This is a genomic window from Rathayibacter sp. VKM Ac-2762, assembly GCF_009866585.1.
GTDB lineage: Bacteria > Actinomycetota > Actinomycetes > Actinomycetales > Microbacteriaceae > Rathayibacter.
Map to the genome: position 1 here is coordinate 438,573 of NZ_CP047419.1, position 14,137 is coordinate 452,709.

Below are 14,137 nucleotides of genomic sequence, written 5' to 3' on the forward strand. Positions count from 1 at the left end.
GGTCCGTGGGATCCGAGGATCCCCGGGCCGGGCGCGTCCCTGCAGGGCACCGGGGCGTAGCGTGGACGGGTGAGCATCCTCGACGACGCGCTCCTCGAGCGCTTCCGCACCCGCGCGGCCGACTACGACGAGCGCAACGCGTTCTGCGCGGACGACCTGGAGGAGCTGCGCTCGATCGGGTACCTGGCGCTGCTCGTCCCCGAGGAGCTCGGCGGTGCCGGCCTCGGCCTGGAGCAGGCGGCCGCCGAGCAGACGCGCCTCGCGACGGCCGCGCCCGCGACCGCGCTCGCCGTCAACATGCACCTGGTCTGGACCGGGATCGCGCGACTCCTGCTCGAGCGGGGCGACGACTCCCTCCGCTCGGTCCTCGTCGACGCCGCGGCGGGTCACGTCTTCGCCTTCGGCAACAGCGAGGCGGGCAACGACCTGGTGCTCTCGGACTCGCTGACGCGGGCGGAGCCGCTCGGGGACGGCGGCTACCGCTTCACCGGCACGAAGGTCTTCACCTCCCTCGCGCCCGCCTGGACGCGGCTCGGCGTGTTCGGCCGCGACGACAGCGGGTCGGAGCCGCGGCTCGTGCACGGCTTCGTCGACCGCGGGAGGCCGGACTCGCCGGTCGCCGGGCTCGAGGTCCGCGACGACTGGGACACGCTCGGCATGCGGGCGACCCAGAGCCGCACGACGGTGCTCGACGGCGTCGTCGTCCCGGCCGAGCGGATGATCCGCTCGCTGCCCGTCGGACCGACCGCCGACCCCTTCGTCTTCGCCGTCTTCGCGGCCTTCGAGCTGCTGATCTCCTCGGTCTACCTCGGTGTCGCGCAGCGCGCGCTCGAGCTCGCCGTCGCCTCCGTCCGCCGACGGACCTCCCTCCGGGCGGGAGGGCGGCCACTGGCGGAGGACCCCGAGGTGCGGCACCGGGTGGCTGAGACCGGGATGCTGCTCGACGGGCTCGAGGCGCCCCTGCGCTCGGCGGCGGCCGACGTGGACGCGCTCGTCGACCGGGGCGCGCGCTGGTTCCCGTCGCTGGTGGGGGTGAAGATCCGCACCACGGAGGGAGCACTCCGCGTGGTCGAGAGCGCCGTCCGGATCGCGGGCGGGTCGGCGTACCAGCGCAGGTCGGAGCTCGGCCGCCTCTACCGCGACGTGCTCGCCGGGCAGTTCCACCCCTCCGACGACGCGTCGGCGCACGGCGCCTGGGCGTCGCTCCTGCTGGGACCGCTGCCACCGCGCGACTGAGGCCGGGCTGGGACCCGCCGCCGCCCGAGCACGCCGGCGGGCCGCCCTGTGGAGAACTCCGACGCCCCGAGGGCGGTGCCCCCTAGTCTCGGCGGATGCTCCGCGGATCTCTACTCGACCGGGCCGCCCTGCTCCTGGGCGCCCTGGCGCTCCTCCTGATCGGGGGCCCGCACCTCGGTCGGGCGCCCGGCCTCGTCCCGGTGGCGCTCGTGAGCGTGCCGCTGGTGCTGGCGGACGTGCGCGGGCACCGGCTCCCGAACGCGGTCACGCTCCCGCTGCTGGTGGTCGGAGCCGTCCTCGCGCCCACGGCGGGGACGCTTCTCGCCGTCCTCGCGACGGTGCTGTGCCTGGGCGTGCTGCATGCGGCGGGCGGGCTGGGTCTCGGCGACGTGAAGCTCCAGGCGGCCCTCGCACCGCCGCTCGCGGCTCTCGGACCCGAGCAGGTCGTCGCCGCGCCCGCTGTCGGCTTCGCGGTGGCAGGGCTGTGGGTGCTCGTGCTGCGCGCCCGCGGACGGGTCGCGTTCGGACCGTTCCTGCTCACGGGGTTCTGGCTGGTGCTCTGACGGCCCGCCTCCGCGCCGAGCGCAGGGACGGGCCGTCGGAGGGCCGGGCTCAGCCGGGGTGGGTCATCGACATGACGTCGAGGGCGCTGTCGAGCTGCTCCTCCGTCACCTCGCCGCGCTCGACGAAGCCGAGGTCCACGACCGACTCGCGGATGGTGATCCCCTTGGCGACCGAGTTCTTCGCGACCTTGGCGGCGGCCTCGTAGCCGATCACCTTGTTGAGCGGGGTGACGATCGAGGGGGAGGACTCGGCGAGGGCGCGGGCGTGCTCGACGTCGGCCTCGAGGCCGTCGACGGTCTTGTCGGCGAGCAGCACGGCGGAGTTCGCGAGCAGGCGGATCGACTCCAGCAGCGCCGTCCCCATGACGGGGATCGCGACGTTGAGCTCGAAGGCACCCGAGGCGCCGGCCCAGGCGATGGTGGCGTCGTTGCCGATCACGCGCGCGCAGACCATGAGGACGGCCTCCGGGATCACCGGGTTCACCTTGCCGGGCATGATCGAGGATCCGGGCTGGAGGTCGGGGATCCGCAGCTCTCCGAGGCCGGTGTTGGGGCCGGAGCCCATCCAGCGGAGGTCGTTGTTGATCTTGGTCAGGCTCACCGCGAGCACGCGCAGCGCTCCGGAGGCCTCGACCAGCGAGTCCCGCGCGCCCTGGGCCTCGAAGTGGTTGCGGGCCTCGGTGACGGGAAGGCCCGTCTCCTCCGCGAGGCGCGCGATGACCTTCTGCGGGAAGCCGGCGGGGGTGTTGATCCCGGTGCCGACCGCGGTGCCGCCGAGCGGGACCTCGGCGACGCGGGGGAGCGCCGACTGCACGCGCTCGATGCCGAGGCGGATCTGCGCGGCGTAGCCGCCGAACTCCTGGCCGAGCGTGACCGGGGTGGCGTCCATCAGGTGGGTGCGGCCGGCCTTGACGACCTCGGCCCACTGCTCCGCCTTGACCTCGAGCGACTCGGCGAGCTGCTCGAGCGAGGGGATCAGCGACTCGATGAGCGCGCCGGTGACGGCGACGTGGACCGAGGTGGGGAACACGTCGTTGGAGGACTGCGAGGCGTTGACGTGGTCGTTCGGGTGCACGGTGCGTCCGAGGGCCGTGGTCGCCAGCGAGCCCAGCACCTCGTTCATGTTCATGTTCGAGGACGTGCCCGAGCCGGTCTGGTACACGTCGATCGGGAAGTGCGCGTCGTAGCCGCCCCCGACGACGAGGTCGGCCGCGTCGGCGATCGCCGTGGCGATGTCGGCGTCGAGCACGCCCAGCTCGGCGTTGGCCAGCGCCGCCGCCTTCTTGATGCGGGCGAGGGCCGCGATCTGGGCAGGCTCGAGGCCCGCACCGGAGATCGGGAAGTTCTCGACCGCCCGCTGGGTCTGCGCGGCGTAGAGGGCGTCGCGGGGGACCCGCACCTCGCCCATCGTGTCGTGCTCGATGCGGAAGTCGCCGGAGTCGTCGGTCGGGGAGTGATCCACCACGCTGTGTTCGTCCTTGTCTGATCGGTTGGTGCTGTGCTGTCCGGAGCCGCTCACGCGGGATCCGATCCCACCGCGCTCGGAGCGGCGGCGGAGGAGGCCGAGCCGGAGTCGCGCTCCAGCTCGGAGACGTAGGGGCTGAGCTCGGGCGGATCGATGCCGAGCACGACATCGGACATCACGGTGCCGTCCGAGAGCCGGTAGTTGGCGCCCACGAGGGCGAGCCGCCCGGTCGCGACAGCGTCGGCGATCAGCGGGGAGCGCTGGAGCAGCTCGGCGACCGTGTCGCGCAGGTGCTCGCGGCCGACGGCCAGCGCGTCGGTCGCCGACGGGTCGACGAGCACGCGGCCGTCCGGCTGAGCGCCCACGAGGCGGCGCACCGCGGGGATGATCGGCTCGATCAGGTGCTCGATGTGCGGGGGGAGCCGCTCGGCGCCGGGCGCCTGCGACTGGATCGCCGCCCGGACCGCTCCGCACTCGTCGTGGCCGAGCACGAGCAGCACCTTCACGCCGAGGACGGCGACACCGTACTCCAGCGAGCCGATGATGGAGTCCGCGATCACCTGGCCGGCGTTGCGGACGACGAAGAGGTCGCCGAGCCCCAGGTCGAAGATGATCTCGGCCGCGAGGCGGGAGTCGCTGCAGCCGAAGAGCGCGGCGAGCGGGGCCTGCGCGGCGGCGAGCTCGGCGCGGCGCTCGACGTCCTGGCGGGGGTGGCGGGGCTCGCCGGCGACGAAGCGCTGGTTGCCGCGGAGCATCTCCTTCCAGACCCACGCCGGCGGGCGGGACTCGCGGGGGACGGTGCTGCTGGTTCCGAGGCTCATCGGGACTCCTCCTGGCCGATCTGCGGGGTGATGGCGTCGACGACCAGGCGGATCTCGTCCGTCGGGGCCGTGCCGTAGACGAGGTAGGTGCTGGAGCCCTCCGTCGTCTCGAGTGCGTAGGGCGTGTTGCCGGTGTCGTCGCCGGAGTCGCGGTGGTCGTAGACGGTCCAGTCGCGGCCGTCGATCGTCTCGACGCCGGTCGCCGCCCGGCGGTCGAGCTGCGTCGCGACCCAGGCCGCGTCCGCGTCGAGCCCCTGGCTCAGGCCGATGTAGCCCGCCTTCGGCGTGATCAGGCCGACGTACCAGTAGTCGGTGCCGTTCTCGCGGCGGAGCTCGGCCGCGTTGGCCTTCCAGCCCTCGGGCAGGGAGGGCACGGCGAGCGTCTGCTCCTCGCCCAGCTGGACCTGCGCGGCGACGCGGGGGACGTCGACCGAGGAGAGCTCCACGGTGTCGCCGCGGGGGACGAGCAGGACGATGAGCGCTACCGCGCCGACGGTCGCGAGCAGCGAGAAGACGAGATTGTTGACCGTCTTGCGCTGACGGTAGAGCCGAGAGTTCTCGGCCTTGCGTGCGGCCGTCTCGGCGGCCGTCTCCGGGCGCCCGAGCTCGGCGACGACCCGCGCGGGCTTCGCGCGGCTCATCCGGCGGCCGCCCCTCCGGAGCGGGCCGCGTCCAGCCGGGCGCGTGCTCCGATCAGCCACTCCTCGCAGCGGGCGGCGAGGGCCTCGCCGCGCTCCCACAGGGCGAGCGAGCGCTCGAGGGTGGAGCTGCCCTGCTCGAGCTCGGACACGACGCGGACGAGCTCGTCGCGCGCCTGCTCGTAGGAGAATCCCGAGACGTCGGAGTCGGTCGCCGGGGCGTCGGGGGAGTCGGGCATGGGTCTGATCCTATCGATCGGGGCTGAGGGGGGACGGGTGGCGCGGCGGGCTCAGGACCGGCCGGCGGGATCGCCGGTGGGCCCCTCGGAGCGGGCGCCGACGGCCCCCTCCGCGAGCGTGAGGACGAGTGCGCCGCCGGCCGGCGCGTCGCCGGGTGCCCGGACGACGTGCCCGGCCGCGTTCTGGACGATCGCGTAGCCGCGGTCGAGGGTGTGCTGGGGGGAGAGGGCGCGCAGGTGGCCGTGCAGGCGCTCGACCTCGAGGTGCGCGCGCTCGAGGCGGCGGTCCACCAGCTCGGCGCCGCGCGCGACCCAGCGGGTCAGCTCTTCGGAGTGCCGGTCGACCAGCACGTGCGGCTGGGCGAGCACCGGCCGCGAGCGCAGCTGCGAGAGCCGGTCGATCTCGTGCGAGACGAGCCCGCTCACGCGGCCGGTCATCCGCAGCCGGGCCTGCTGCACGCGCAGCAGCTCGTCGGAGACGTCGGGCACGACCCTCTTCGCGGCGTCGGTGGGAGTGGAGGCGCGCAGGTCGGCGACGTCGTCGAGCAGCGGGCGGTCGGCCTCGTGGCCGATCGCGCTGACGACCGGAGTGGAGCAGGCGGCGACGGCGCGCACGAGCGCCTCGTCGCTGAAGCCGAGCAGGTTCTGGAAGTCGCCGCCTCCGCGGGCGATCACGATCACGTCGATGCTGTCGTCGGCCTCGAGGGTCCGCAGGGCCGAGAGCACCTCCGGGACCGTTCGGTCGCCCTGCACGGCCGAGTGGACCACCCGGAAGCGCACGGCCGGCCAGCGCAGCTGCGCGTTCCGCAGCACGTCCTTCTCGGCGTCCGAGTCCTTGCCGGTGATGAGGCCCACGCCGTGCGGGAGGAACGGCAGCGGCTTCTTGCGGGAGGCGTCGAACAGCCCCTCCGACGCGAGCTGCCGGCGGAGCCGCTCGAGCTTCTCGAGCAGATCGCCCAGGCCGACGTGGCGCATCTCGAAGACCTGCATCGAGAGCGTGCCGCCCTTGACCCAGTAGTTGGGCTTCACCAGCGCGATGACCCGATCGCCCTGCTTGAGGTCGGCCGGGAGGCGGCTCCGCACCGACGACCAGACGGTGAAGCCGACCGTCGCGTCTCCGGACAGGTCCTTCAGCTTCCCGTAGACGTTGCCGCCGGACGCGCCCCACTGGGTGATCTCGCCCTCGACCCACGCGGTGCCGAGGCGCTCGATCCAGCCCTTGATCTTGCTGGCGAGCAGGCCGACCGGCCAGGGTGCGTCGGCGGTGGGTGGGGCGTCGGTCATCGCTGCCTCTGCTCGGAGGGACGGGGGAGCGGGAGTGCCCTCCCGCGACGACAACGGTACGGGACGGGTCCGACACCGGGACGGCCCGGGCACAGGATGCACCACGTAGAATCAGGGGGTGAGCCAAGTCCCGATCAGCCTGCCCATGCCGCGCATGCCCCGCGCCACAGGGCGTCTGCGCGACGTCCCCGTCGAGGGCCGCAAGCGCGTTCTCCTCGCCGCGCCCCGCGGCTACTGCGCCGGAGTCGACCGCGCGGTCGTCGCCGTCGAGAAGGCCATCGAGCACTACGGTGCCCCGGTCTACGTGCGCAAGCAGATCGTGCACAACGTGCACGTCGTCTCCACGCTCGAGAGCCAGGGCGCCATCTTCGTCGACGAGGTCGACGAGGTGCCCGAGGGATCGCACATCGTCTTCAGCGCGCACGGCGTCTCACCGGCCGTCGTCCAGGGCGCGGCCGACCGCGGTCTCCAGGCGATCGACGCGACCTGCCCCCTGGTGACGAAGGTGCACCGCGAGGCCGTCCGCTTCGCGCGCGACGACTTCGAGATCCTCCTCATCGGCCACGAGGGCCACGAGGAGGTCGAGGGCACCGCGGGCGAGGCCCCCGATCACGTCACCCTCGTCGGCAGCCCCGACGACGTGCCGAACATCGTCGTGAAGGACCCGGACAAGGTCGTCTGGCTCTCGCAGACGACGCTCTCGGTCGACGAGACGATGGAGACGGTGCGCCGTCTCCGCGAGCGCTTCCCCAACCTGCAGGACCCGCCGAGCGACGACATCTGCTACGCCACGCAGAACCGCCAGGTCGCGATCAAGAAGGTCGCCGCGGGCGCCGAGCTGGTCATCGTCGTCGGCTCCGCGAACTCCTCCAACTCCGTGCGCCTCGTCGAGGTCGCCCTCGAGTACGGCGCGAAGGCCGCCTACCGGGTCGACTACGCGAGTGAGATCAAGCAGGAGTGGCTCGAGGGCATCCGCACCGTCGGCGTCACCAGCGGCGCCTCGGTGCCCGAGGTGCTCGTCCAGGAGGTCCTCGACGACCTCGCCGCCGCCGGGTACGGCGATGTCGAGGAGGTCAAGACCGCGGAGGAGGACCTGATGTTCTCGCTCCCCAAGGAGCTGCGCAAGGACGTCGCCGGCAAGCGCGACGCCCGCGGCGTCGGTGGACGCATCAGCGCGGGAGCGGGCGCCTAGAGCGTTCCGGCCCGGACACGGAAGAGGCCGCCCTCCCTCGGGAGCGGCGGCCTCTTCCGTGTGCGGTGGAACGGGGATCGACGCTAGACGTCGGTGCCGGCGCCGCCCTGCGAGCCCGACATGCGCGTGACGTACTCCGCGAACGTCGGGTCGCCCAGGATGGCGATCGCCGCGACGATCAGGGAGAGCAGCACGGTCGCCGCGATCCCGAGGATCGGGACGAGCACGGCGCGCTTGCCGGCGCGGAGCCGCCGGATCGAGATCCACACCGCGAAGGCGACGATCAGCGACTGCGCGAGCGCCACCACGACGCCGAGGATCCGCGCGAGCTCCGGCGACGCGTAGGTGCCGATGCCCTGGGAGCGGTAGAGCTCCTGGAGGGTCGTCGCGAAGCTCGAGGGGTCGAGCAGCGTCGGCACGGCGAAGAACACGCCGAGCGCGAGCAGCACGATCGTGAGCAGGCGGTCGACGGGATGCGCGACCGGCTTCGCGGCCGGAGCGGTCGCGGACCTCGGATCGGTCTCCGACCCCCGCGGGTCGGGGACGACCACGGCGTCCTCCGGCGGCTGCCACGACCAGCCGGGCGGCGCGTACTCGCCGTACTGCGGCTCCGGACGCCTGTCGCCCGGCTGATCGTGTGCGTTCGTCACGGAGCGGTGCCCTACTTCCCGGAGTTCCCGGCCGAGCCGAGCTGACGGGTCGCCTCGGCGACGCGCGCGGCCATCGCGGTCTCGGCGATCTTGCCCCACGAGCGCGGGTCGTAGACCTTCTTGTTGCCGACCTCGCCGTCGACCTTGAGGAAGCCGTCGTAGTTCTTCAGCACGGTGTCCGCGACGGAGCGGCTGAACGCGTACTGCGTGTCGGTGTCGATGTTCATCTTGACGACGCCGTTGCGGACCGCCTCGGCGATCTCCTCGTCGGTCGAGCCCGAGCCGCCGTGGAAGACGAGATCGAGGGGGAGCGCGCCGATGCCGTACTTCGCCTGCAGGCCGTCCTGGATCTCGCGGAGCAGCTCCGGGCGCAGTCGGACGTTGCCCGGCTTGTAGACGCCGTGGACGTTGCCGAAGGTGAGGGCGGCCATGTAGCGGCCCTGCTCGCCGAAGCCGAGGGCCTCGACGGTCGCGATCGCGTCGTCGAGCGTGGTGTAGAGGTGCTCGTTGATGTCGTGCGAGACGCCGTCCTCCTCGCCGCCGACGACGCCGATCTCGACCTCGAGGATGGCGTTGATGTTCTTGACGCGCGGGAGGATCTCCTTCGCGATGGCGAGGTTCTCGTCGAGCGGGATCGCGGAGCCGTCCCACATGTGCGACTGGAAGAGCGGCTCGCGACCGGCCTTGACCTCCTCCTCGGAGGCGGCGATCAGCGGGTAGACGAAGCCCTCGAGCGCGTTCTGCGGGCAGTGGTCGGTGTGGAGCGCGACCGTGACCGGGTAGTTCTTGGCGACCTCGGTCGCGAACCTCGCGAAGGCGATCGCGCCTGCCGCGCGGTTCTTCACGGTGTGGCCGGCGAAGTAGTCCGCGCCTCCGGTGGTGACCTGGATGATGCCGTCCGAGCCCGCCTCGGTGAGGCCCTGGAGGACCGCGTTGATCGTCTGCGACGACGAGACGTTGAACGCCGGGTAGGCGAAGCCGCCCGCCTTCGCCTTGTCGAGCATCTCTGCGTACTGGTCCGGGGTAGCGACGGGCATGGCATCTCCTTTGACGGATGAACGAAGGGGGGTCGGGCGAGGCCCGCGTCGCGGACGAGTCTAGCGAGGCGCCCCTCCGCGGTCCCTCCGCCCGTGGAGGGCCCTGGACTAGGCTTCGGACAGGGATGGGGATCCGCTCCGCGGGTCCTGCGACGACGTGCACGAACTCGACGACGAAGGACTCCGCTCTGTGATCGACAACGACTCGCTCTACCTCCACCCCGACCGCAACCTCGGCATGGAGCTCGTCCGCGCCACCGAGGCCGCCGCGATCCGCGCCGTGCCCTTCATCGGCAAGGGGGACAAGAACGCCGCCGACGGCGCAGCGGTCGACGCCATGCGCACCTTCCTCGGGACCGTGAACTTCGACGGAGTCGTCGTGATCGGCGAGGGCGAGAAGGACAACGCGCCCATGCTCTTCAACGGCGAGCACGTCGGCAACGGCTCGGGGCCCGCCGCCGACATCGCCGTCGACCCGATCGACGGCACCTCGCTGACCGCCGCCGGGCGCCAGAACGCGCTCTCGATGATCGCCGTCGCCGACCGCGGCGCGATGTTCGACCCCTCCGCCGTGTTCTACATGGAGAAGATCGTCACCGGGCCCGAGGGCGTCGGGATCATCGACATCCAGCGCCCGATCGGCGAGAACATCCGCGCCCTGGCCCGCGCCAAGCGCAAGCCCGTCGAGGAGATGCGCATCGCGGTGCTGGACCGCCCGCGCCACGCTCAGCTGATCGAGGACATCCGCGCGGCCGGAGCCGGCACGCGCCTCCTGCTCGACGGCGACGTCGCGGGCGGCATCAACGCCGCTCGCCACGACTCCCGACTCGACATGTGCGTCGGCACCGGAGGCACGCCCGAGGGCATCATCACGGCCTGCGCCATCCGCGCGCTCGGGGGAGTCATCCAGGGCATCCTCCGCCCGAAGGACGACGACGAGCGCCAGCGTGCCATCGACGCCGGGCACGACCTCGACCGCGTGCTCCACGCCAACGACCTCGTCCGCAGCGACAACACCTACTTCGTCGCGACCGGAGTGACGAACGGCGGGCTCGTGAAGGGCGTGCGCAAGGAGGGCCACGTCATCACGACGGAGTCCATCGTGCTGCGCTCCCGCTCGGGCACCATCCGCCGCGTGACCGCCCAGCACCTCGCGGAGAAGTGGGTCTAGGCCGTCACGCTCTCTCAGAGACCCCGCACTGCTGCCGAGGCGCCGCTCCGCTGACGGCGCACTCGTCGAGTGCGGCGGCGTCTCGGCGTGCAGGACGCGGAAGGACACCGGCCCCGGTCACCGAGGCGAGCGGGCGGGGCCGCGGCGGGTCTCGAGACGGCTCGCGGGCGCTCCTCCCCCGAGCCGCGGAGGTGGAGCGCCGTCGCGAGCTGCGGTCGTCCGGGTGTCGAGCCGGATGCACGGCGCCGCTCGCGCCCGGCCTGCACGCCCGGTGCTCGCTCAGCGGGGACCCGGGGCCCTACGCGCTCCGCTCGGACTCGTCGTCCGCGGCGAGCAGCTCGACGGCGGTGAGGCGTCGCGGCGAGGAGGCGACTCCTCCGACCGGGGCGATGACGCGCGACTCGTCGAGGGAGTCGAACTGGCGCGCGGTGACCAGCACGCGGCTCTCGAGCGAGCCGGCGAAGGCGTTGTAGGAGTCGACCGTCTTCTCGAGCGAGCGGCGCAGGCCCTCGGCGTGGTCGGCGAGGGTGCCGAGACGGGCGTAGAGCGTCTTGCCGAGGTCGAGCAGGCGCTTGGCGTCGTCGGTGAGCACGTCCTGCTGCCAGGTGTAGGCGACGGTCTTCAGCACCGACCACAGGGTCACGGGCGAGGCGAGGGCGACGCGCTTGCGGAACGCGTACTCGAGCAGGCTCGGGTCGGCGTCGAGCGCGCTCGCGAGCAGCGGCTCGCTCGGCACGAACGCGATGACGAACTCGGGGCTCGCCGGGAGACCGGTCCAGTAGGAGCGGGCGGCCAGCGCGTCCACATGGCCGCGGAGGGCGCGGACGTGCGCGCGCAGGAGCCCCGCGCGCCGCGCCTCCTCCTCTCCGCCGGCGCCCGCGGGGATCGCGCTCGCCTCCAGGTACGCGTCGAACGGCACCTTGGCGTCCACCGCGATCGCCTTGCCGCCGGGCAGGCGGACCACCATGTCGGCGCGGCCGCGGCCCGCCTCGCCCTCGAGCCCGAACTGCACGTCGAAGTCGACCCGCTGGGTGAGCCCGGCGGCCTCGACGACGTTCCGCAGCTGCGTCTCGCCCCAGGCGCCGCGGCTCGTGGTGGAGCGGAGCGCGGACGCGAGGGTCTCGGTCGTCGAGCGCAGCTGCTCGCCCGCCGCCCGCTGTCCCTCGAGCTGCTCGGTGATCGCCCCGAACTGGGCGGCGCGCTCGCGCTCGAGCCGGCCGACCGCCTCCTGCATGCCGCGCAGGCTCTCGGCGACGGGGGAGAGGGTCTGCAGGATGCGCGCGTCGTGCCGCTCGCGCTCGGCGACGACGCGCAGCTGCTCCTGGAGCTCGCGGATCTGGTCGCGGGCGGAGCCGAGGTGCTCGCGGTGCTGCTCGACGACGGCCTCGTGCCGCTCCTCCAGGCCCTCCGCGCGGGCGCGGGCCGTCGCGAGGTCGAGGGCGAGGGCGGCGTCGGGCGTGCGGGAGCGGGCGAGGAGGACGGCCACGACTCCCGCGAGGAGCGCGCCGACCACCAGGCCGAGGGCGAAGGAGAGATCCATGCCGCCGATGACACCACGCACCTCCGACATCGATCGATCGACGCGCCACGACCACCGAACGAGGGCCAGGACGCCCTGCGACCGCCTCGTAGACTTCGCGATCATGGGGAATCACCACCGCTCATCGCGCCTGCTCACGGCCGCGCTCGCTCTCGCCTTCGGGCTCGGCACCGCCCTCGTCCCGATCACCTCCGCCTCCGCCGCCGAGGACGCGCCGTCGACCGTCTCGGTCGAGACCGGCGCTCTCGACGCGTCCCTCGACCGCGCCGACCTCGGCGTCCCGGACCAGTCGACGCAGTACAGCGCCGAGGAGACGAAGAGCTTCCGCGCCGGCTTCATCGTCAGCGACGCCCAGTTCTTCGACGGCGACGCGCTGAGCACCGGTCAGGTGCAGTCGCTCCTGAACGAGAAGGGCAGCCGGTGCTCCACCGCCGGCACCGCCCCCTGCCTCAAGAACTTCTCGCAGGCGACGCCGTCCAAGGCGGCGGACGCGATGTGCAGCGCCTACCAGGGCTCCGGCAGCGAGTCGTCGGCCTCGATCTTCACGCGCGTCGGCCTGGCCTGCGGCATCAACCCGCTCGCCCTGGTCGTGCTCGTGCAGAAGGAGCGCAGCCTCGTCACCGACACGACGCCGAGCCCCGAGGACTACGCCAAGGCGACCGGCTACAACTGCCCGGACACCGCGGCGTGCGACCCCGGCTCCGCCGGATTCTTCACCCAGGTCTACAGCGCGGCCCGCCAGTTCAAGCGCTACGCCAACCCGCCCGGCTCCGGCTCGAACTTCACCACCTACGCTCCGGGCACGACGCCGAACGTCGCCTACTACCCGAGCACCGCGTGCGGCTCCTCACCGGTCACCATCCGCAACCAGGCCACGGCCGACCTCTACTACTACACGCCGTACCAGCCCAACGACTACGCGCTCACCGGCTCCGGCAACGCGGCCTGCGCGACCTACGGCAACATCAACTTCTGGTACCTCTTCAGCGACTGGAACCCGAACGGCACCCTGGCCAACGCCGGGATCGCCCCCGCGGGACGCGTCGACGCCCCGCGCATCTCGGGCAGCACGCTGAGCGTGTCCGGCTGGGCCGTCGATCCGACGACGCAGCAGGCCGCGCTGACCACGACGGTCACGGTGACCGGCCCCGACGGCACCCGCACGGTCCGCACGCAGACCGCGAACGGCGACCGCGGCGACATCCCGGACGAGTACTCCGTCGCCGGCCGCGCACACGGCTTCGGCGCCACCACGCCCGTCTCGGCACCCGGCACCTACCAGGTCTGCGTCTCCACCGACTCCGTCGAGTGGAACCGCTGGGTCGGCTCGGGCGACTCCCGGGGCCCCGGCCGGAAGGATCTCGGCTGCTCGACCGTGAGCACGTCGGCCGGGATCGACGTCTCGCGTCTGGCCGGCACCGACCGCCAGGGCACCGCCGTCGAGATCTCGAAGGCCGTCTTCGGCCCGAACGTCCCCGTCGTCTACATAGCGACCGGCGCGAACTTCCCCGACGCGCTGAGCGCCGCCCCGGCCGCGGCCAAGCAGGGCGGTCCGCTGCTCCTGGTCGACCGCGACGGCATGTCCCAGCCCGTCCGCGACGAGCTCGACCGCCTGAAGCCCGCGAAGATCGTCGTCGTCGGATCGGAGCTCAGCGTCGGCAAGGGCGTGTACGACCAGCTCCGCGGCTACACCTCGTCGATCCAGCGGCTCGGCGGGACCGACCGCTACGACACCTCGAGGAAGATCATCCAGTACGCCTTCTCGGGCGGCTCGTCGCGCGCTTGGCTGGCGACCGGCGAGAAGTTCCCGGACGCGCTCGGCGCGAGCGCCGCAGCCGGCTCGGTGAACGCTCCCGTCGTCCTGGTCAACGGCACCGGGAGCACGGCGGACGCCGTGACGAAGAGCATCCTCTCGGGGCTCAAGGTGCAGAACCTCACCATCGCGGGCAGCCCCCTGTCGGTGAGCGAGGGGATCAAGAACTCGCTTCCGGTGTCGACCATCACCCGCATCGGCGGAGTCGACCGCTACGACACCTCGGAGCAGCTGAACCGGGCCGCCTTCTCGAGGGCCAAGACCGTGTTCCTGGCGACGGGCGAGAACTTCCCCGACGCCCTCGCCGGAGCCACGGCGGCGGGCTACTCGAACAGCCCGCTGTTCGCCGTGCCGACGACCTGCGTGCCCCGCGCCGTCCTGACCGACATCGCGAAGTCGGGAGCGCAACGGGTCGTCCTCCTCGGCGGTCCCACGACCCTCTCGGAGGACGTCGCGCGCCTCACCCCCTGCGGCTGATCGCCCGCGGC

The 14,137-nt window shown here is 72.7% G+C and carries 13 protein-coding genes; 5 read left to right on the plus strand and 8 right to left on the minus strand.

Going from position 1 to position 14,137, the window contains the following annotated elements:
• Positions 1 to 69: 69 nt before the first annotated feature.
• Positions 70 to 1,236 carry an acyl-CoA dehydrogenase family protein gene (locus tag GTU71_RS02135; protein WP_159939202.1) on the plus strand — a complete coding sequence of 389 codons (1,167 nt, stop codon included), beginning with the start codon at positions 70 to 72 and terminating at the stop codon, positions 1,234 to 1,236.
• A gap of 95 nt (positions 1,237 to 1,331) precedes the next feature.
• Positions 1,332 to 1,799 (plus strand): prepilin peptidase, encoded by a 468-nt coding sequence (locus tag GTU71_RS02140; protein WP_159939203.1) that lies wholly within the window; start codon positions 1,332 to 1,334, stop codon positions 1,797 to 1,799.
• A 49-nt stretch (positions 1,800 to 1,848) separates the two neighbouring features.
• Here GTU71_RS02140 and GTU71_RS02145 read toward each other — a convergent pair whose 3' ends face one another.
• Genes GTU71_RS02145 through xseA form a run of 5 tightly spaced genes read right to left on the minus strand, consistent with a single transcriptional unit; the run spans position 1,849 to position 6,246 of the window.
• Complete coding sequence (locus tag GTU71_RS02145; RefSeq protein WP_159939204.1) at positions 1,849 to 3,264, minus strand: class II fumarate hydratase; 1,416 nt, start codon at positions 3,262 to 3,264, stop codon at positions 1,849 to 1,851.
• A 50-nt stretch (positions 3,265 to 3,314) separates the two neighbouring features.
• The gene (locus GTU71_RS02150; protein WP_208543312.1) at positions 3,315 to 4,085 is read right to left on the minus strand and encodes a carbonic anhydrase; all 771 of its coding nucleotides are present in this window, start codon (positions 4,083 to 4,085) and stop codon (positions 3,315 to 3,317) included.
• A complete protein-coding gene (locus tag GTU71_RS02155) occupies positions 4,082 to 4,726 on the minus strand; it encodes a DUF4245 domain-containing protein (protein ID WP_104225525.1) in 645 nt (214 codons plus the stop codon). Before GTU71_RS02155 ends, GTU71_RS02150 begins: the two co-directional genes overlap by 4 nt.
• Positions 4,723 to 4,962, minus strand: coding sequence for an exodeoxyribonuclease VII small subunit (locus tag GTU71_RS02160; RefSeq protein WP_104224418.1), 240 nt, complete (start codon positions 4,960 to 4,962; stop codon positions 4,723 to 4,725). Before GTU71_RS02160 ends, GTU71_RS02155 begins: the two co-directional genes overlap by 4 nt.
• A 51-nt stretch (positions 4,963 to 5,013) precedes the next feature.
• On the minus strand, positions 5,014 to 6,246 hold the full coding sequence (gene xseA / locus GTU71_RS02165; RefSeq protein WP_104224417.1) for an exodeoxyribonuclease VII large subunit: 1,233 nt from the start codon (positions 6,244 to 6,246) through the stop codon (positions 5,014 to 5,016).
• A gap of 145 nt (positions 6,247 to 6,391) precedes the next feature.
• Here xseA and GTU71_RS02170 point away from each other — a divergent pair, with 145 nt between their 5' ends.
• The gene (locus GTU71_RS02170) at positions 6,392 to 7,438 is read left to right on the plus strand and encodes a 4-hydroxy-3-methylbut-2-enyl diphosphate reductase (RefSeq protein ID WP_104225527.1); all 1,047 of its coding nucleotides are present in this window, start codon (positions 6,392 to 6,394) and stop codon (positions 7,436 to 7,438) included.
• Positions 7,439 to 7,521: 83 nt separating this feature from the next.
• Here GTU71_RS02170 and GTU71_RS02175 read toward each other — a convergent pair whose 3' ends face one another.
• Both GTU71_RS02175 and fbaA read right to left on the minus strand, forming a co-directional pair.
• Positions 7,522 to 8,088, minus strand: coding sequence for a DUF6264 family protein (locus GTU71_RS02175; protein ID WP_159939205.1), 567 nt, complete (start codon positions 8,086 to 8,088; stop codon positions 7,522 to 7,524).
• Positions 8,089 to 8,099: 11 nt separating this feature from the next.
• Complete coding sequence (fbaA, locus tag GTU71_RS02180; protein ID WP_159939206.1) at positions 8,100 to 9,125, minus strand: class II fructose-bisphosphate aldolase; 1,026 nt, start codon at positions 9,123 to 9,125, stop codon at positions 8,100 to 8,102.
• A gap of 238 nt (positions 9,126 to 9,363) precedes the next feature.
• On the opposite strand from fbaA, the gene glpX reads away from it, so the two are divergent.
• Positions 9,364 to 10,296 carry a class II fructose-bisphosphatase gene (gene glpX, locus GTU71_RS02185; RefSeq protein WP_097165697.1) on the plus strand — a complete coding sequence of 311 codons (933 nt, stop codon included), beginning with the start codon at positions 9,364 to 9,366 and terminating at the stop codon, positions 10,294 to 10,296.
• 298 nt (positions 10,297 to 10,594) lie between these two features.
• Here the strand turns inward: glpX and GTU71_RS02190 are convergent, their stop codons facing one another.
• The gene (locus GTU71_RS02190; RefSeq protein ID WP_208543606.1) at positions 10,595 to 11,836 is read right to left on the minus strand and encodes a DNA recombination protein RmuC; all 1,242 of its coding nucleotides are present in this window, start codon (positions 11,834 to 11,836) and stop codon (positions 10,595 to 10,597) included.
• A 103-nt stretch (positions 11,837 to 11,939) separates the two neighbouring features.
• Between GTU71_RS02190 and GTU71_RS02195 the strand changes: the two genes are divergently transcribed.
• The gene (locus GTU71_RS02195) at positions 11,940 to 14,126 is read left to right on the plus strand and encodes a cell wall-binding repeat-containing protein (protein WP_159939207.1); all 2,187 of its coding nucleotides are present in this window, start codon (positions 11,940 to 11,942) and stop codon (positions 14,124 to 14,126) included.
• Positions 14,127 to 14,137 lie beyond the last annotated feature (11 nt).

Coding starts and splice junctions, on each gene's coding strand:
- GTU71_RS02140 (WP_159939203.1), top strand. CDS start 1,332: ATGCTCCGCGGATCTCTACTCGACCGGGCCGCCCTGCTCCTGGGCGCC.
- GTU71_RS02150 (WP_208543312.1), bottom strand. CDS start 4,085: ATGAGCCTCGGAACCAGCAGCACCGTCCCCCGCGAGTCCCGCCCGCCG.
- GTU71_RS02155 (WP_104225525.1), bottom strand. CDS start 4,726: ATGAGCCGCGCGAAGCCCGCGCGGGTCGTCGCCGAGCTCGGGCGCCCG.
- GTU71_RS02160 (WP_104224418.1), bottom strand. CDS start 4,962: ATGCCCGACTCCCCCGACGCCCCGGCGACCGACTCCGACGTCTCGGGA.
- xseA (WP_104224417.1), bottom strand. CDS start 6,246: ATGACCGACGCCCCACCCACCGCCGACGCACCCTGGCCGGTCGGCCTG.
- GTU71_RS02170 (WP_104225527.1), top strand. CDS start 6,392: ATGCCGCGCATGCCCCGCGCCACAGGGCGTCTGCGCGACGTCCCCGTC.
- fbaA (WP_159939206.1), bottom strand. CDS start 9,125: ATGCCCGTCGCTACCCCGGACCAGTACGCAGAGATGCTCGACAAGGCG.
- glpX (WP_097165697.1), top strand. CDS start 9,364: ATGGAGCTCGTCCGCGCCACCGAGGCCGCCGCGATCCGCGCCGTGCCC.
- GTU71_RS02190 (WP_208543606.1), bottom strand. CDS start 11,836: ATGGATCTCTCCTTCGCCCTCGGCCTGGTGGTCGGCGCGCTCCTCGCG.
- GTU71_RS02195 (WP_159939207.1), top strand. CDS start 11,940: ATGGGGAATCACCACCGCTCATCGCGCCTGCTCACGGCCGCGCTCGCT.